General features: G+C 61.2%; 17 protein-coding genes and 2 tRNA genes. 8 read left to right on the top strand and 11 right to left on the bottom strand.

What is annotated here, in order from left to right:
* Positions 1-41: 41 nt before the first annotated feature.
* Together MU551_RS14510 and MU551_RS14505 are read right to left on the bottom strand one after the other, a co-directional pair.
* Positions 42-527 (bottom strand): DUF6993 domain-containing protein, encoded by a 486-nt coding sequence (locus MU551_RS14510; RefSeq protein WP_247045762.1) that lies wholly within the window; start codon positions 525-527, stop codon positions 42-44.
* A gap of 185 nt (positions 528-712) precedes the next feature.
* Positions 713-1,306 carry a single-stranded DNA-binding protein gene (locus MU551_RS14505; protein WP_247045761.1) on the bottom strand — a complete coding sequence of 198 codons (594 nt, stop codon included), beginning with the start codon at positions 1,304-1,306 and terminating at the stop codon, positions 713-715.
* A gap of 219 nt (positions 1,307-1,525) precedes the next feature.
* Here MU551_RS14505 and MU551_RS14500 point away from each other — a divergent pair.
* Together MU551_RS14500 and MU551_RS14495 are read left to right on the top strand one after the other, a co-directional pair.
* Positions 1,526-1,598, top strand: a tRNA-Arg gene (locus tag MU551_RS14500).
* A 94-nt stretch (positions 1,599-1,692) separates the two neighbouring features.
* Positions 1,693-2,889: an MFS transporter gene (locus MU551_RS14495; RefSeq protein WP_247045760.1), complete on the top strand. Its 1,197-nt coding sequence runs from the start codon at positions 1,693-1,695 to the stop codon at positions 2,887-2,889.
* 77 nt (positions 2,890-2,966) lie between these two features.
* On the opposite strand, the gene MU551_RS14490 is transcribed toward MU551_RS14495, so the two are convergent.
* Positions 2,967-3,773 (bottom strand): DUF2382 domain-containing protein, encoded by an 807-nt coding sequence (locus MU551_RS14490; RefSeq protein ID WP_247045758.1) that lies wholly within the window; start codon positions 3,771-3,773, stop codon positions 2,967-2,969.
* A gap of 299 nt (positions 3,774-4,072) precedes the next feature.
* Between MU551_RS14490 and MU551_RS14485 the strand changes: the two genes are divergently transcribed.
* Positions 4,073-4,534 (top strand): LapA family protein, encoded by a 462-nt coding sequence (locus MU551_RS14485; RefSeq protein WP_247045756.1) that lies wholly within the window; start codon positions 4,073-4,075, stop codon positions 4,532-4,534.
* Positions 4,535-4,587: 53 nt separating this feature from the next.
* Here the strand turns inward: MU551_RS14485 and MU551_RS14480 are convergent, their stop codons facing one another.
* The 5 genes from MU551_RS14480 to MU551_RS14460 form a co-directional block, all read right to left on the bottom strand.
* On the bottom strand, positions 4,588-4,764 hold the full coding sequence (locus tag MU551_RS14480) for a hypothetical protein (protein ID WP_247045754.1): 177 nt from the start codon (positions 4,762-4,764) through the stop codon (positions 4,588-4,590).
* Between the two features lie 59 nt (positions 4,765-4,823).
* Positions 4,824-5,267, bottom strand: a complete 444-nt coding sequence (locus tag MU551_RS14475; protein WP_247045751.1) for an SRPBCC family protein — start codon at positions 5,265-5,267, stop codon at positions 4,824-4,826.
* A 161-nt stretch (positions 5,268-5,428) separates the two neighbouring features.
* A complete protein-coding gene (locus tag MU551_RS14470; RefSeq protein ID WP_247045750.1) occupies positions 5,429-6,268 on the bottom strand; it encodes a sugar phosphate isomerase/epimerase family protein in 840 nt (279 codons plus the stop codon).
* The gene (locus MU551_RS14465; RefSeq protein ID WP_247045747.1) at positions 6,265-7,479 is read right to left on the bottom strand and encodes a dihydrodipicolinate synthase family protein; all 1,215 of its coding nucleotides are present in this window, start codon (positions 7,477-7,479) and stop codon (positions 6,265-6,267) included. Before MU551_RS14465 ends, MU551_RS14470 begins: the two co-directional genes overlap by 4 nt.
* Entirely contained in the window at positions 7,479-8,648 is a 1,170-nt protein-coding gene (locus MU551_RS14460) for a Gfo/Idh/MocA family protein (RefSeq protein WP_247045745.1), read from the bottom strand. The genes MU551_RS14465 and MU551_RS14460 overlap by 1 nt, the downstream gene beginning before the upstream one ends.
* Before the next feature lie 166 nt (positions 8,649-8,814).
* Here MU551_RS14460 and MU551_RS14455 point away from each other — a divergent pair, with 166 nt between their 5' ends.
* The 3 genes from MU551_RS14455 to MU551_RS14445 are packed head-to-tail and all read left to right on the top strand — an operon-like array spanning position 8,815 to position 11,430.
* Positions 8,815-9,978: a LacI family DNA-binding transcriptional regulator gene (locus MU551_RS14455; RefSeq protein ID WP_247045742.1), complete on the top strand. Its 1,164-nt coding sequence runs from the start codon at positions 8,815-8,817 to the stop codon at positions 9,976-9,978.
* Positions 9,966-10,760, top strand: coding sequence for an alpha/beta hydrolase (locus MU551_RS14450; protein ID WP_247045740.1), 795 nt, complete (start codon positions 9,966-9,968; stop codon positions 10,758-10,760). The genes MU551_RS14455 and MU551_RS14450 overlap by 13 nt, the downstream gene beginning before the upstream one ends.
* Positions 10,761-10,812: 52 nt before the next feature.
* Positions 10,813-11,430, top strand: coding sequence for a GNAT family N-acetyltransferase (locus MU551_RS14445; RefSeq protein WP_247045738.1), 618 nt, complete (start codon positions 10,813-10,815; stop codon positions 11,428-11,430).
* Here the strand turns inward: MU551_RS14445 and MU551_RS14440 are convergent.
* The 3 genes from MU551_RS14440 to mptB all read right to left on the bottom strand — a co-directional run bounded on the left by MU551_RS14440 (position 11,420) and on the right by mptB (position 14,771).
* Positions 11,420-12,322, bottom strand: a complete 903-nt coding sequence (locus tag MU551_RS14440) for an aldose 1-epimerase family protein (RefSeq protein ID WP_247045736.1) — start codon at positions 12,320-12,322, stop codon at positions 11,420-11,422. The genes MU551_RS14445 and MU551_RS14440 overlap by 11 nt on opposite strands.
* Positions 12,323-12,423: 101 nt before the next feature.
* A complete protein-coding gene (gene map, locus MU551_RS14435; protein WP_247045734.1) occupies positions 12,424-13,191 on the bottom strand; it encodes a type I methionyl aminopeptidase in 768 nt (255 codons plus the stop codon).
* Positions 13,192-13,217: 26 nt separating this feature from the next.
* Positions 13,218-14,771 carry a polyprenol phosphomannose-dependent alpha 1,6 mannosyltransferase MptB gene (gene mptB / locus MU551_RS14430; RefSeq protein WP_247045732.1) on the bottom strand — a complete coding sequence of 518 codons (1,554 nt, stop codon included), beginning with the start codon at positions 14,769-14,771 and terminating at the stop codon, positions 13,218-13,220.
* A gap of 159 nt (positions 14,772-14,930) precedes the next feature.
* On the opposite strand from mptB, the gene orn reads away from it, so the two are divergent.
* Together orn and MU551_RS14420 are read left to right on the top strand one after the other, a co-directional pair.
* Entirely contained in the window at positions 14,931-15,602 is a 672-nt protein-coding gene (gene orn, locus MU551_RS14425) for an oligoribonuclease (RefSeq protein WP_308198309.1), read from the top strand.
* Positions 15,603-15,733: 131 nt separating this feature from the next.
* Positions 15,734-15,806: transfer RNA gene (locus MU551_RS14420), tRNA-His, on the top strand.
* Positions 15,807-15,819: the final 13 nt, after the last annotated feature.

Raw genomic sequence — 15,819 nt, 5'->3', positions numbered from 1 at the left:
GACGGTCTAAGGACATGGAACGAACCAGTCGTTTCAAGGGTTCAAAGATGTGTACCTGCGAAGCATTTGCCCGTAGACAGCACGGGCAGAATGACCACCGTGACCTTCCCCTCACGTACTTGGCCGATCACGCAGTCCATATCCTGAAGAGCCGCAGCTTCAATTGCATCTACTTCCAGGCCCGTGGGAGTTTGGCCTGCAGACACCTCCAACGCGGACGGCGACACTCCGGCAGCAGTCAGCGTGGCAACCATTTGGTCCCTCGTGGGCTTTGCCGAGCCGGCAGCCAGGTTGTTGAGGGCCTGCTCAACTTTGTCCTTCAGGAGAGCGGTGGCGGGAGCCAGGGCCGCGACTGAGGGAACGGGGGCCGCGGAGCCTGCGCCCGAGGGAGGACCGGCCTTCGGAGTGGCTGGATCTCCAGGAGAAGCCGGGCCGCCCAGATCCGTACCCGCGGGAGGCGTGCAGGCAGAAGACGCGATGAGGACGAGGAACGCCAGAACTGCTGCGCGCTGATGGCGTGCGGGCAAGATACGAGGGGCTGGCGTACGACGGGTTGGCCTCAGAGGTTTAGTCGCTCGCATCACCTTGCCATTCTGCCATGCAGTTAGCGCCCCTTTCGGCACCCCGGTGCCCGGCGACGCCGCCGCAGCTGCGGCGCCGCCTTTCGCCGAAGCCGCCTCGCCAAACCCTGACACAGTGATCCAGTTCTTTATCAGGCCGCGGCGCCCGTCAGCTCGCCAGTACTGGAATCAACGGCGAGGAGCTCGCCGCTTTCCTCATCGATGAAAACCGAGGGTGGCTCCTCCATCCCTGGCGCCATGTCCGAAGAGTCACCGGGTTCGCGTTCCGGGCCGTCGTCGTCCGGTTCTTCACCGAATTCGCCGGATGAACGCCCGGAATCTCCCTCAGGGGCAATCTGCACAGTCTGGGTACTGGATTGTCCATTTTGCCCAGAGTTTCGGATGAAGTTGGCTGAACCCCACATGAGGTCGTGACCGACGGCTTCGGCGTCAATTTCCGCCGCGTGGTAGAAGCGCCCGTCTTTCTCCCAAGTCCGCATTTTGAGACGGCCAACAACGATGACGCGCTGTCCCTTCTTGATGCTGCAGGCCAGGTTGCCTGCCAGTTGCCGGTACCCCTGCACGGTGAACCAATTGGTATTGCCGTCCACCCAGGCGTTGATGGTGCGGTCAAAGCGGCGGTCTGTGGAGCCAATCCGAAAGGACGCGGTGGCCGTTCCGCCGGGCGTCGTTGAAGTCTTGATCTCGGTGGCCACGAAGCCACGGACCGTTATGTTGTCAGTCATGGTGATGTCCTGTCTTGAAGTGTGCTGCCCAAGCGGGCAACTCCAGCTTCATTGAGGACCATGGCAGGAGCGATGGACGAGCTTGGCTATGTGCAAAACTCCGTCCAACAGAGAGTGTTGGGGACAAGTGAAAATCGCACGGGACAGCTGGCGGTTTCCGACAGCAAGTCACTGTAAACTTTTTGAGTTGCCTCTTGGAGAGCCTTGAGGACACATACTGCCCCAGTAGCTCAGGGGATAGAGCAGCGGCCTTCTAATCCGCCGGTCGGGGGTTCGATTCCCTCCTGGGGCACAGGAATGAGGCTCTGGCTTGTGAAAACACAGGCCAGAGCCGATTCCGTTGAAATACGTTCGTGCCTCCGTCATCCAACCAGGAGTTGCCTCTTATGAAATCGGCTGCTCCCGAACTGACTGCACGGAAACCCTCGGCCGCTTTGTATGCTGCAGGCTTTGTGACCGCTTTCGGCGCCCACAGCATTGCCGCAGGTATGGGCGCGCAAAGCGAGAACATCGGCCTGACGTTGCTGAATCTGGGCATCCTCCTGGCCGTGTACGACATCTCCGAGGTATTCCTTAAACCTGTCTTCGGCGCACTCAGTGACCGGATCGGTACGAAGCCCGTTATTGTGGGAGGTCTCCTGGCCTTTGCCGTGCTCTCACTTGTCGGGTTGTGGGGAGCCGATCCGCTCATGCTGGGTCTTGCCCGTCTAGGACAGGGAGCGGCAGCTTCGGCCTTCTCCCCCGCGTCCTCCGCCATGGTTGCCAGACTGGCCGGAGGAAAGAACGCCGGAACATTTTTCGGCCGCTACGGATCCTGGAAGAGCCTCGGATACGTCATCGGGCCGCTGCTGGGAGCCGGCTTGATTTTCGCGGGAGGTTTTGCCCTTTTGTTCGCCACATTGTCAGTACTGGCAGCGGCCACGGCGGTGTGGGTTGTGGTGGCCGTACCCAACCTTCCGCCGCTTCCCCGGCAGCGTTACACAGTGCTGGATCTGGCACGCCAGGCCACGGAGCGGCGGTTCCTCGTCCCCACACTGGTGCTGGCGGCGTCGACGTCGGCGCTCGGTGCGGCGATCGGATTTCTTCCCGCATTGGCTACCCGCCATGGCCTTGATCCCCTTGCCGGCACTGCTGCGGTCAGCGTCCTGGCCATCGCCTCAGTACTCATCCAGCCAAGGATCGGCCACCTCCGCGACAGGGGAAGCATCTCCGACACCAAGGGCATGACAGCAGGACTCTTGTTGACCGCAGGCGGAGTTGCGATCCTGGCCGTCGCTCCTGGGCCAATAACGATCTTCATCGCCGCAGTGGCGATTGGCGCCGGGGTCGGCGCAGCCACACCAATTGGCTTTGCGCACCTTGCAGATACCACTCCACCGGAGCGCATCGGCCGGACCATGGGTTCGGCCGAGCTCGGACGGGAACTTGGAGATGCCGGCGGGCCTTTGCTGGTAGGCGGTATCGCCACGATCGCCAGTCTTCCATTCGGCCTCGGAGCGCTCGCCCTGGTTGTTGCGGCGGCAAGTCTCCCCCGGCTCGCCGGCAACGGCCGGACGCCAACGGACAACCTGCCCGCCGGCTGAGCAAAGCAACCAGAAACAGAGACCCCCCGGCCCGGATGATCCCGGGCAGGAGGCCTCACGCAGTAGGTGTAGCTGCCTTACCGGCGCTTGCCGTCAATTCCGTCCGCGTCGATGTGCTCGCGACGGACATCCTCTTCGACAGTGACATCATCAGTGACAACGTCCTTGTCCAACCGCACCCGCTCGACTGGCACTGCCTCTTTCTCAACCACGGGCCGTTCCTCGTGCAGGGTAACTTCGTGCTCTTCCTCACTCAGATCCGGTCCGCTCATGGCCGCTCCGCGATTGGCGTCGGTGATGGGCTCGCGCTCAAGCCGAACCTCTTCCCGTTGGACGGGGACTGTTTTAGTCACGTTTTCGGTAGTGACGTACTTACGCAGTCTTGCCCTGCCGGTCTCCTGGCGTTCGGTGCCAACATGGAGCCGTTCCTCAGAGCGCGTCATGGCGTCGTCGGTTGTTGGTCCGGAGGTGTCGCGGCCGACGGTGCCGGCTGCATCTGTTCGGTCATAGTCCGCGTCAGCGCGCCCTACGCCGCCGCCCATACCGGCCCTTGCTTCGCTGTAAGTGCGGCCCAGACTGTAGTGCTCGTAGAGCCGGTCCTCATCCGTGGGCTCCAAGTGGCCGTCATTCTCGACGCGCGGCGCATCCTTCACCTGGTCCTTGGAGTAAGGCACAAGGATGTCGTTGCCTTCAAGACGAGCGCCCTCAAGGGGGACGAATGACTCCGATGTACCGAACAGCCCGGTCTTTACCGTGACCCAGGTGGGCTGATTGTTGTCATCGTCGACATACACCTGCCCGATGGAGCCAATCTTGTCTCCATCAGTGGTGAGCACATTGCCGCCCCTGTTAAGCAGTTCGTCGATATTTTCCCTGGTGAGCATGTTTCTCTCCTTGGATCTTTTCTTTCCAGCTTGGATGTCGTTCTGCAGCACCTGCGCTTGCACGCGCAGGGTTGTTGCGAGGCAACAAAGGACTGGACCGATTGCCACCGATTGAGGCAACCTCCCCCGGTCCAGGCATCCATGATAAGCATGCTTAGTATCCGATTGGCAAGCATGCTTAGTAATTTCTTTGAATGGGCTTATGATTCGAAGTAAGGCGGTCCAGGCCGCCGTCGGCGAGCCCGCCATTCCAGTGGCAGCAGCCTCTGGCGAGCAGTCTATGGGGAGGATGAAAAGCCATGACTCAACAACCCAACCATCAGGATCAGGCCAAGCCTGGCGAAGGCCGGGCCGACTACCTCCCGCCGGTAAGTACAGGCCGAATAAGTACAGGCCGGAACGTTCCTGCCTCCGGGCCGGTAGACGGCACCGATACCAGCCGCATCCCGGCTTCCGAACGCCCAATGCCAGGTCCGGCACCCAAGGAGAAACGGGTCACTCGAGCGGGAATGGTGTGGGTTTCTGTAGCTACGGCCCTGGTGCTCCTGGTGTTGCTTATCGTTTTCATCCTGCAGAACCAGGACTACGTGCAGGTGCGGTTCCTGGGACTCGAGGGTGCTGTTTCCTTGGGCATGGCTCTGTTCATTGCAGCAGTGGCAGGCGGGGTACTGGTGGCTATCGCAGGCGCGGCACGGATCATTCAGCTGCGCACCGCGGCGCACCGCCGGGCTCAGGCTGTCCGAACCCCCACGGTCAAATAGCGACGTCGGAGATGACGTCGGAGATCAAGACGACCGGCACTAAATACCGCCGCTCAGGGATCGCGGTTTACCGGATTCCCGTCAGGGGCCTCATCGTCAAGCTCGGAGATGTCCGGGTCAACGGTCCTGGCCAGGTCCCCCTCTAAAGATTCACGGCCGGTATCTTCCTCGGTTTCCTGAAGCTGGCCGTCGCCGCGCACTGCCCGGTATTCATCCGGAATCTCAGTCATGTGCCCAAGTTAAACCTGTTGAGAGGCTGTGTCGAGGGTTCACCGATCTACGAGAGCGTTCAGTGACTACCAGGATCCTCCAGCAACTCTTTGAGGTTCTGAAGCACCATGTCCCAGAGCTTCGCAGACTCTTCCACCTCGGCTTTTGACTTGTTGTTACCCTGGGTGATGGTGACGCGGCTGCCCCCGGCCTCCTGTTCCACACGATATTCAACGGAGTGGTAGTTTTCCGGTTTATCCGGCAATCCCGTCAACGGACTGTAGTGGCTGATGGACAGACGATGTTCCGGTTCATAGGACAAAACCACACCCTTGTCCTCATAATGCTTGCCGTCCCACTCGCCTTCGAAAGTGATGGGCTCCCCAACCTGCCATGACGTAGTGACGTCGGTGCCCAGGAAATACTTTTTGATGACATGGGGGTCGGTCAGCGCATTCCATATCTGCCCGACTGGCGCCGAAATCAGTTTGCTGGCTACCGCTTGCGGAATCTCTTCGTCCATCGATGTGTCTCCCATGCGGCCATGGTAATACCGGCCCGGAGTGCTCAAAAGTCCTACGCGGAACGCGAACAGTCCCGCACCGCAAGGCGATGCAGGACCGTTTCGTGGTGCGCGGACCCTTGCCGTGACGAAGCAAGGGCCCGCAGTCGGAATCAGGCCAGTCAGGCGTAAGGGAGAACGAGCTCCGCATACCGCTGTTTCATGGAAGCCAGGACGCTGTCACCGTCGGCGTCCCAGATCTCCTGATTAAAAATTTCGACTTCAATGTCTCCGGTGTAGCCGGCCTCCCTGACCCACGTGCCGATGGTCGCAAAGTCGATGACGCCGTCGCCCATCATGCCCCTGGACAGCAGAGCGTCTGCGGCGATTGGCAGGTTGAAGTCGCAGACCTGGTACGAAGCGATGCGGTTCTCCCTGCCTGCCCGCTCGATCTGTGCTTTCAGCTCCGGATCCCACCACACATGGAAAGTGTCGACGGCGACGCCCACAGCGTTCGTTTCATAAGGTGCCGCAAGATCGAGTGCCTGGCCAAGCGTGGAGATAAGCGCGCGGTCTGCCGCGTACATGGGATGAAGGGGCTCCAGTACGAGCCGAACACCGTGTTCGACGGCGAAAGGCACCAGGTCCTCCAGACGGTCAGCCACTCGTTGGCGGGCGGCCACGACGTCTTTCTCCCCCGGGGCCAGCCCGCCAACCACCAGGAAAAGCTCCTTGGTGTCGAGGGCAACCGCCTCCAATATGGCGGTTCGGTTATCCGCCAACGCTGCCGCTTGTCCTTCTGCATCCGGTGCCGTGAGGAACCCCCCGCGGCAGAGCGACGAAACCCGCAGGCCCGCGTCCTTGATCAGCTTGGCCGATTTTTCCAGCCCTGCCTCTGCGACGCGGTCCCGCCATGGTCCGATAGCCGGGATTCCCGCCCGGGCGCAACCCTCCACAGCCTCGGCCAGTGTCCATTTCTTGGTGGTGGCACTGTTCAGCGAAAGCCTCGAGAAGTCGCTCATACCCCCACCCCATTGATCCTCAGGTAGTCGGACATCCGGAACGCTGCGAGGGCAGGATCCTTCAAAAGTCCGGCCTGATCAGCCAGTTCGAACGTCTTGGCGAGGTGGATCACTGAACGTCCGGAGTGAAGTCCGCCCACCATTTGGAAGCCGGGTTGCTTGCCGTTCAGCCAGGACATAAAGGCGATACCGGTCTTGTAGTAGAAGGTCGGAGCACTGAAGATGTGCTTTCCCAGTTCCCGGGTCGAGTCCAGGATTGCGCGGGCCTTGTCCGTGTCCCCCGCGTCATAGCTCTGCAGAGCGGCCGATGCTGCAGGGTAGATAGCGGCGAAAATTCCCAGCAAAGCATCAGAGTGCCGTGTGCCGTCGCCGTGGATGAGCTCCGGGTAGTTGAAATCGTCTCCCGTGTAGAGGCGCACTCCTTCAGGCAATGAGGCACGCAGTGCCACTTCGTGGCTGGCATCCAGGAGCGAGACCTTGACTCCGTCCACCTTGTCCGCATGCTCCCGAATGAGGCCCAGGAAGGTTTCGGTAGCCAGGGCAACGTCATCCGACCCCCAGTATCCGGCCAGGGCGGGATCGAACATGGTACCCAACCAGTGGAGGATGACAGGCTGATCCACTTCGCCAAGGAGCGTCGCGTACACGTGAAGGTAGTCATCAGGACCCGACGCCACCTTGGCCAAGGCACGGGAGGCCATCAGGATGACCTTCGGTCCTGCCTCGCTGACGACGGCGATCTGCTCACGGTAGGCGTTGAGGACAGCCTGTATTCCATCCGGGCCGGGATACAGGGAATTCAGGTCCATCTGGTCTGTGCCCGCGCCGCATGAAACGAGATCACGGACGGACTTTCCAACAGTGGCTGCGTTCCCGCTAGCCACTACCGACGCCGCTTCGGCACCGCTGCGCTTGATGAGCTGTTGGGTCGCGGCCCAGTCCAGGCCCATGCCCCGCTGCGCGGTGTCCATGGCATCGGCAACGCCAAGGCCATAGGACCACAATTCATGGCGGTAGGCCAAGGTGGCCTCCCAATCGAGGCGGGCAGGCGCGCCGGGTGTGTTATCCGCAGTTACCTCCGGAATGACATGGGCGGCGGCGTACGCCCTGCGTGAGGTCAGCGGAGCCGTCGGCTTCGGCCAGGACGGAGCCGACTGCAGGCGGTACTCGCGTGTGCCGCCGTCGGATGTGGGAAGAATCAGGGATGTCATCAGAGGGTGATCTCCGGGATGTCGATGGTGCGGCGCTCGTCCGAGGACTGCAGGCCCAGCTCGGCGAGCTGCACACCGCGGGCCGCGGAAAGGAGTCCGAAGCGGTGTTCACGTCCGGCGACGACATCCCGCAGGAACTCTTCCCATTGCAGCTTGAAACCGTTGTCCAGGTCCGCATTGGCCGGAACCTCCTGCCACTGGCTGCGGAAGGACTCCGTCACGGGAAGGTCCGGGTTCCAGACAGGCTTCGGGGTGTGTGCACGCTGCTGGGCAACGCACTTGTTCAAGCCTGCAACTGCTGAACCGTGCGTTCCGTCGATCTGGAACTCCACGAGTTCATCGCGGTAAACCCGCACGGCCCAGGATGAGTTGATCTGGCCGATTACTTCATCGCCACCAGGCGTTTCCAGTTCGAAAATGCCATATGAGGCGTCGTCTGCGGTGGCCTTGTACTCCTTGCCCGACTCGTCCCAGCGGGTGGGGATGTGGGTGGCTGTCTTGGCGTTGACGCTCTTGACCTTGCCGATGATGCCCTCAAGTACGTAGTTCCAGTGACAGAACATATCGGTGGTCATGCCGCCGCCGTCCTCTTTGCGGTAATTCCACGAAGGCCGCTGCGCCGCCTGGACGTCGCCTTCGAACACCCAGTATCCGAATTCGCCTCTGATGGAGAGGATGCGCCCAAAGAAGCCTTCATCCACGAGGCGGCGGAGCTTAACGAGGCCGGGCAGGTAGAGCTTGTCGTGGACAACGCCGGCGGTGACTCCTGATTCCCGGCCGATGCGTGCCAGTTCGATGGCCTCCTCAAGGGTCTCAGCCGTGGGCTTTTCAGTGAAGATGTGCTTGCCGGCCTTCATGGCCTTTTTCAGGGTGGCAGCACGCAGGCTGGTCATCGAGGCATCGAACACAATGTCCACGGTGGGGTCATTGATGACGGCGTCGAGATCCGTGCTCCATGCAGATACCTTGTGGAGCTCGGCGAGTTCGCGGATTTTGGCTTCGTTGCGTCCCACCAGAATGGGCTCGACCTGCACCTTGGTGCCGTCTTCCAGAGTGAATCCCCCGGCGTCCCGGATAGGCAGGATAGAACGGAGCAGGTGCTGCCGGTATCCCATGCGTCCGGTAATGCCGTTCATGGCGATGCGGATCGTCTTCGTTTCGTAGCCCATGTGTCCTCCACAGCTGATTGCTGTAACGCAGTAGTAGTGGGAAAGCGCATTCCCGTTTCATTCATAATGCCCTTTTCGGACAGAGTTGGCAAGCGCTTTCCTGAAAGTCGTCCCACCTGTCATAATGTGGAAAACGCAGAAGTTTTGCCGAACAGGAGATTTCCCCGTGGCTGCAAGCACCCTGACCGAGGTGGCGCGCCTGGCCGGCGTGTCACCAGCCACCGCCTCACGGGTGCTGAACGGTTCCGACCGAAAACCCGGACCTGGCGTTTCAGAACGCGTACGTCAGGCCGCGGAGGAGCTGGGCTACATTCCCAATGCGCAAGCGCAGGCGCTGGCGAAGTCGAGTTCCGGACTCATCGGCCTCATCGTCCACGACATCGCGGATCCCTACTTTTCCGCCATTGCACGAGGGGTCCAAAGCGTAGCCAAGACCCAGAACAAAATGGTGCTTCTTGCGACCACTGGCGGAACACCCGCAGACGAAAAAGAGGCTGTCGCTGCCTTTGCTGCCCGGAGAGCCGACGCGATTGTCATCGCCGGTTCCCGTTCCTCGCGACCTGAGGATCAGAAGGCGAATACCGACTTGGCCGCGGAGCTCGACCGGTATTGCCGCAACGGCGGTCATGTGGGAATTGTCGGTCAGGCGATTGTCGGGGCGGGGACATCGGAGGGCTACCACCTGGTGGAGCTTCCCAACGAGGAACTTGCCTTCGAGCTTGCCGGCCAGCTTGCCCAACTCCACACCGGCGAGTTCGTCATAGTCGGCGGCCCGGAGGGACTCGTTACCTCTGATGACCGCATACGCGGCTTCCAGAAGGGTCTGGCCAACGCAGGCCGGTCCCCCGCCGAGGTTGTGAACACTTCCTTTAACCGGGCCGGTGGATATGAGGCCGGAGGGCAGTTGGCAGAGCGCATCCGCTCGTCCCAGCCCTCAGAAGAAAGCCGGGATCCGGCCGACGCAAATAAGTCCCGGCTGTGTATCTTCGCTGCCAACGACGTCATGGCCATCGGAGTTGTTGCCGCATTGCGGGAGGAGGGTCTCCGCATCCCCCGTGACGCCCTGATTGCAGGCTTCGACGACATTGAAACCCTCAGGGACTTCCGTCCTGCGCTCTCCACCGTTCGCTTGCCCCTGGAAGAGATCGGCCGCCTCGCAACCCTCAGCACCGCTGGCCACAGCCGGAAGGATAGTTTGGTCAGATCAAAGGCGGCGAACATGCCGGGACACCAGTCAATGGGCACCGGGGCTGTCAACCACAATGAAGATCAGGGGCCAGGGGTCACCGGCGAGGTCAAGCTTCGTCGGAGCACACAATGGACGCCATAGCGCAAGAGTTCTCCGCGCCGGACAGAATAACAATTGTCGCTGCGGATACTCAGGCAGCTCATGCTCCGGCCATTCTGGTACTGCCAGGCGGCGGTTATGCCCACCACGCTGACCACGAGGCGGAACCCGTAGCGAGCTGGCTCGCTTCCTTGGGCTTGCACGCCTTTGTGCTGCGGTACCGGACCTCGCCCAACCGGCATCCGGCTCCGCTGATAGACGCCAAACGCGCATTGCAATGGATCCGCTCAGGCGCGCATGGTTTGCCGGTGGATGCGGGACGGGTCGGGGTCCTGGGGTTTTCTGCCGGGGGTCACGTGGCCGCCACACTGTCCACCTCGGTTGAAACGGGAAACGACAAGCTGGACACAAGTACGTCTGTGCCAGATCTCGCAGTACTCTGCTATCCCGTGATTTCCTTCACGTCCTCCGTTCACCAGGGATGCATAGACAACCTGCTGGGCGTCTCCCCCTCTGTCTCTTCGCTCAGAGAACTGTCAGCGGAACTTCACGTCACCAGCACTGCGCCCCCGACGTTCGCATGGCACACGGCAGATGACGCAGCAGTGGATGCCGAACACAGCTTGCGGTACGTCTCCGCCCTGACCAAAGCCGGCATCCCCACCGAACTGCATGTGTTTCCCCATGGCCGCCATGGTTTGGGTATGGCTCCGGACGACGCCGATGTCAGCCAATGGACCCGGCTCTGTGAACGATGGCTCAAAAGCCGCGGCTGGATTTCAGCAAACGCCCATTCAGCTGCTGAGAATGCGCTATCCCCTTAAGAGCCGGATAGAGGCAGTAGTCAAAGACGTTCAGTACGCCTAGCCTTTTGCCATGCCGAAGATGAACGATGCCCCGGACTCCGCCATAACCACCGGCCCCGCCCTGTGGCCTGACGTCGAGACCCTATTCGGGGTACGCGGTGATCCCGCCCGCTGCTGGTGCCGTTTCTTCGCCATGACGAACCCTGAATATAAGAACACGACGCCAGCAGAGCGGAAAAGTCACTTGCATGCCCGTTTTGACTCCTCCGAACCGGAGCCGGGAGTCATGGCCTACCTGGACGGCGAGCCGGTAGGCTGGTGCGCCGTTGAACCCCGCTCCTGCTATCCCCGCATTGAAAGTTCGCAACTGATGCGGGCAGCGGCACCTGGTCTGACCGAACTTCCGGATCCCGGCACAATATGGTCAATCACTTGCTTCGTCGTCGCCCCCGGGCAGCGCCGCAAGGGAATTGCGGCCGCCTTGCTGCAAGCAGCTGTTGAACACGCCTTCACCCACGGCGCCGGCAGCGTTGAGGGCTACCCCGTTGATCCGGCTGCCAGGCCGAAGGCCAGTGCCGCCGATCTCTACCACGGCACTTTATCCTTGTTCCAGACCGCAGGCTTCAGGCTGGTGGACACCACGACGCCGGGCCGTGCCGTGGTGCGGCTGGATAAGGTCAGCGGTTAAGGGCTCTGATGATCCAGGTGGCCTCATGGGTAGCGCCGGGGGCCAATTCCACGACGTCCACGCCGGTGTTGAAGGCATCCGGCGGGCAGGTCATGGGTTCCACTGCCAGGCCCAGCCGGGACGGGGCCGTGGGCTTATCCGCAGTGTGGATCTGCAGCCAGGGCCACTGCTGGTCCCATTCGAGCTCAACGCCCGAGCCTGAAGGATCGAAGACGCGGACGGACGCAGAGCCGGCGGACCTTTCGATCTCGGTGAAGGCGTGGTCGATCTCCACCGATCCCAGAAGCCTTTCACCGCGGAAATCAAAATCATGCCCCTCAACTGCCGCAGTCGCCACCGGCAGCAACCTGTCTTGAGTGACCTCCAGGAAGGCAGCCGCAGGCATTTCCAGCGTCCATTCGTCCAAGGGAGCAGGCCCTGCGACCAGGTAGGGATGCGGGCAAACACCATAGGGGGCGGCCTGGTCTCCAACGTTGTGGGTACGCACTGTGCTGTGCAACCCGTCTTCCTTGAGCTCATACGTGACAGCAACGTCCAGATCCCCCGGATAGGCGGGCCCGCGGGACACTGCGGTGCCGAGGCTGATCGAAGAAGGTCCATGATGGCGTACTTCCCATGTCTTGCCAATGACAAGTCCATGGAGCGCGGTTCCCCGTTCCGGTTCATTAATCTCAGCCTGGAACTGCATCCCGTTGAAGCTGTAGAGGCCGTCAGCCAGCCGGTTTGGCCAAGGGGCGCAGATGGTCCCGCGGTAATCGGGGATGTCGCCGTCCGGGCCGAAGCTGATCACCAGATCGCGGCCCTCGTAACGCAGTTCCCGCAAGGCCCCGCTCCTGGCCGTCACAATGGCCGTGTAAGGCCCGAAGCTGATGTGGTGCTCTGTGACTGCCATGGCGTTCCTTTTCGGCTGAGGGTGTTAGCGCTAACTACTATAGTCCGCGCAGGAGGCGGCCAGCCAATGATTACGGCAACTAAGTAAGAGCCTTGCCGGCCCTAGGGAAGCGTCAGGACCAAGGGGCCGTCAGCTGTGATCGCCACCGTGTGCTCGCTGTGGGCGGCGCGGCGGCCGCTTGTGGACCGCAAAGTCCATTCGTCGTCGTCGTGGTAGTAATCATCCTTGCCCCCGAGAATCAGCATGGGTTCAATGGCGATCACTAATCCTTCGGTGAGTTTGATGCCACGCCCGGGCCGGCCCTCGTTGGGGACGGCAGGATCAGCATGCATGGTGCGGCCGATCCCATGTCCCCCATGATCCGCCAGCAAGCCATAACCTGCCCTACGGGCAGCGCCGCCGATCGCATACGCCAGGTCCCCCATTTTGTTACCAACCCTGGCAGCCTCAATTCCCCGCGCCAATGCCGCCTCTGTCGCCTCGATGAGAGCCAGGTCCTCCGGGTTGGCTGTGCCCACGACGAAACTGACAGCAGCATCGCCACACCAGCCGTCCAGGAACGCGCCGCAGTCAACACTCAGCAGATCGCCGTCCTGGAGCCGGTATTCGTTCGGCACACCGTGCACCACTGCGTCGTTGACGCTTGTGCAGATCACGCCCGAGAACGGCACGGTGGCCCACCGGGGCTGGTAGTTGAGAAAAGCGGGAGCAGCCCCTGCGTCGGAGATCACTGACGCTGCCACCTCATCCAACTCCTTGAGGGAGACACCAACACCTGCAGAAGACTTCACTGCGGCCAATGCATTGGCCACGACCCTCCCGGCCTCACGCATCAGGACGATCTCATCGGGGCTCTTAATCATGGACATTGCTGGTTCTCCGGACGTAAAAGGCCCTAGATGACAGGGCGCGTGGGGATCGGCTCATGGGTTTTCGTAAAGAGCCATTTGGTTCTGGGATCGAGGAAGATCAGGTAGAGGGCAAACAGAACAGCGATGACTGCAGCCGCAATACGCGCCAACGCCAGGGCGAGGCCAAGATCCTCAGCCTGGTAGGGGAAGACATCCAGCTGGTCCGAAATGGCATAGATCATGAAGAACGAGACGATGAAATACAGAGCTTTAACCTGCCAGTCATCCCGAATACCCGTTATTGCAAAAAGCGGGATAAGCCAGACCACATACCAGGACTGGATCATGGGGGCCAGGACGACGATCGCAGCAAAGGCCAGGGTAAGACGCCGCATAAGGCGGTCGTGGTCTCCGCGGAAGATCTGCCAGGCGACTATTCCCACCGCCAGGACCTTGCCGGCGTCGTAAACCCATTTCGCCAGAGCCCAGCCGTCAAGGCCGAAAGCATCGAGGATGGAGGCAACGATCAGTCCCAACAGGCCCACCGGTGCGTACCAGATCCAGATACTGCCCGGGGCGGAGAGTCCGTTGATCCAGCCGAAGCCGAAGCCATTGACGAGGCTTAGTGCATATAGGATTCCAAGGCTGATCGCTGCAGTGAGTCCCCAGAAGAGGAATTTTCGCACCCAGCCGGCGTTTTTTCCGGCCCAGAGCAGACCTATAAACGGCAGGAAGACAACAGTGATCGGCTTGACGGAGATGGACAGGGTCACCAGCACCAGCCCCAGGAGCATGCGCCTGGTGGCGCAATAATAGAGCCCGGCCAGGGCCAGTCCGATCATCAATGCATCGTTGTGGACACTGGCAATGAAGTTCGTCAGGAAGAGCGGGTTCGCCGCAGTCAGCCACAGGGCACGGTGCGGATTAACCCCATGAAGTTCGGCCAGCTTGGGAACGTAAATGATGCACAGGATGACACCGCACAGTGCCACCAGCCGGAACAACATAATGCTCGCCTCCGGGTGGACATTTGTAGACCACACCACGAACTGTTCGATCCAGAGGAACAGCTGACCGTAGGGAACCGGCGCCTCCGTCCACATCTTGTCTGCGCCCAACTGGAAGTAGTTGGATAAGGCTGAGATCCCGTTCTCATAGGGATTAAAACCTTCTACCATCAGCCGGCCTTGGCCGATGTAAGCATAAACATCTCGGCTGAACAGCGGAACGGACAGCATCATCGGCAGGCCCCACAGAGCGACGGCCTGAAGGGTCGCCTTCCGTGCAGCCGGTCCCCAGACCTTCACGCGTTGTCCCAGTCGCAGCCACGCCCGAACCAGCAGCATGCCACCGATCGCCAGCAACACAATGGACAAGGCAACGCCCAGGCCCTCGGTGCGCATCCAGATGAAGACCGGCAGCCGCCACAGTTCCGAGGCCTGGGCCAGCCACCCCACTCCCACGGATCCGAAAGCCATAAACAGGGACCCGACAAAACCTGCCAGCAGTGGAGACGCCGGGTTGTCGACTTCAACCACAGCCGGCTCAGGAGACTTAACTGCAGCCAGCTCCCCCGGAGCGGGTACAGGCGCCGTCATCTCAGGAGGGTCCAATCTGTTGGTGGGACAGGATTCCGCCGGCAGTCCAGGCGGGCTTACCGGCCCAAGGCTGAGCGCAGCATGCTAATTGATCCCGCCGCGTACCCAAAAATCCTAGCATCGGACGGGCCCAAGGCAGCCTAACGGTAGGCTGGACGGGTGCCTATATCTAACGAACGCATCGTCTGGATCGACTGCGAAATGACCGGCCTGGACCCCATCAATGACGCCCTCATTGAAGTGGCCGCACTGGTAACTGATTCCGAGCTGAACATCCTTGGCGACGGCGTGGACGTCGTGATTAAGCCGGATGACTCCGCCCTTGCCCAGATGAACGACTTTGTCCGCGACATGCATACCCGCTCCGGCCTCCTCGAGGAACTGCCCCACGGGAAGACCATGGCCGAAGCCGAAAACGCAATCCTGGAATACATCCTCAAATGGGTGCCTGATGCGCGCAAAGCGCCGCTGGGAGGAAATTCGGTGGGAACGGACCGTGTTTTCCTGGTCCGGGACATGCCTGCCGTGGTGGAGCACCTCCACTACCGCGTCATCGACGTCAGCACTATCAAGGAACTGTCCCGTCGATGGTTCGCGCGCGCGTACTTCCAAGCACCCGCCAAGCTTGGCGGACATCGGGCCCTCGGCGACATCAAGGACTCCATCGATGAGCTCCGGTACTACCGCGAGGCCGTGTTCGTGCCCGCCCCTGGACCTGACAGCGCCACGGCCCAGAGGATCTCAAAGGCTGTGATGGCCGGCAGTACTCCTGTCAATGCAGTTCCAGACGCACCCTCCACCGTCACGTCCCCGGCAGCACAGGAAAAGTAATCTGCGCCACGTTTGAGGGATTTTTTGGCAAAACACGCAAAAGTGGCAAAAGCACCCTCTGACAGCAGGTAAACTATTTGACGTTGCCTTTTCAGCCAGCCGGTCCGCCGGAAGGCATGACAGGGCGCATGGTGGGCGTAGCTCAGTTGGCAGAGCGCCTGGTTGTGGTCCAGGAGGTCGCGGGTTCAACCCCCGTCGCTCACCCTCATGAAGACCG

Origin of the sequence: Arthrobacter rhizosphaerae, from assembly GCF_023062595.1 — a bacterium.
Lineage (GTDB): Bacteria > Actinomycetota > Actinomycetes > Actinomycetales > Micrococcaceae > Arthrobacter > Arthrobacter rhizosphaerae.
The sequence above is the reverse complement of the archived record's forward strand: the minus strand, read 5'-3'. Positions and strand labels throughout refer to the sequence as shown.

Coding starts and splice junctions, on each gene's coding strand:
- mptB (WP_247045732.1), bottom strand. CDS start 14,771: ATGACGGCGCCTGTACCCGCTCCGGGGGAGCTGGCTGCAGTTAAGTCT.
- MU551_RS14440 (WP_247045736.1), bottom strand. CDS start 12,322: ATGGCAGTCACAGAGCACCACATCAGCTTCGGGCCTTACACGGCCATT.
- MU551_RS14475 (WP_247045751.1), bottom strand. CDS start 5,267: ATGGACGAAGAGATTCCGCAAGCGGTAGCCAGCAAACTGATTTCGGCG.
- MU551_RS14465 (WP_247045747.1), bottom strand. CDS start 7,479: ATGACATCCCTGATTCTTCCCACATCCGACGGCGGCACACGCGAGTAC.
- map (WP_247045734.1), bottom strand. CDS start 13,191: ATGTCCATGATTAAGAGCCCCGATGAGATCGTCCTGATGCGTGAGGCC.
- MU551_RS14495 (WP_247045760.1), top strand. CDS start 1,693: ATGAAATCGGCTGCTCCCGAACTGACTGCACGGAAACCCTCGGCCGCT.
- MU551_RS14490 (WP_247045758.1), bottom strand. CDS start 3,773: ATGCTCACCAGGGAAAATATCGACGAACTGCTTAACAGGGGCGGCAAT.
- MU551_RS14445 (WP_247045738.1), top strand. CDS start 10,813: ATGCCGAAGATGAACGATGCCCCGGACTCCGCCATAACCACCGGCCCC.
- MU551_RS14450 (WP_247045740.1), top strand. CDS start 9,966: ATGGACGCCATAGCGCAAGAGTTCTCCGCGCCGGACAGAATAACAATT.
- MU551_RS14505 (WP_247045761.1), bottom strand. CDS start 1,306: ATGACTGACAACATAACGGTCCGTGGCTTCGTGGCCACCGAGATCAAG.
- MU551_RS14480 (WP_247045754.1), bottom strand. CDS start 4,764: ATGACTGAGATTCCGGATGAATACCGGGCAGTGCGCGGCGACGGCCAG.
- MU551_RS14470 (WP_247045750.1), bottom strand. CDS start 6,268: ATGAGCGACTTCTCGAGGCTTTCGCTGAACAGTGCCACCACCAAGAAA.
- MU551_RS14485 (WP_247045756.1), top strand. CDS start 4,073: ATGACTCAACAACCCAACCATCAGGATCAGGCCAAGCCTGGCGAAGGC.
- MU551_RS14460 (WP_247045745.1), bottom strand. CDS start 8,648: ATGGGCTACGAAACGAAGACGATCCGCATCGCCATGAACGGCATTACC.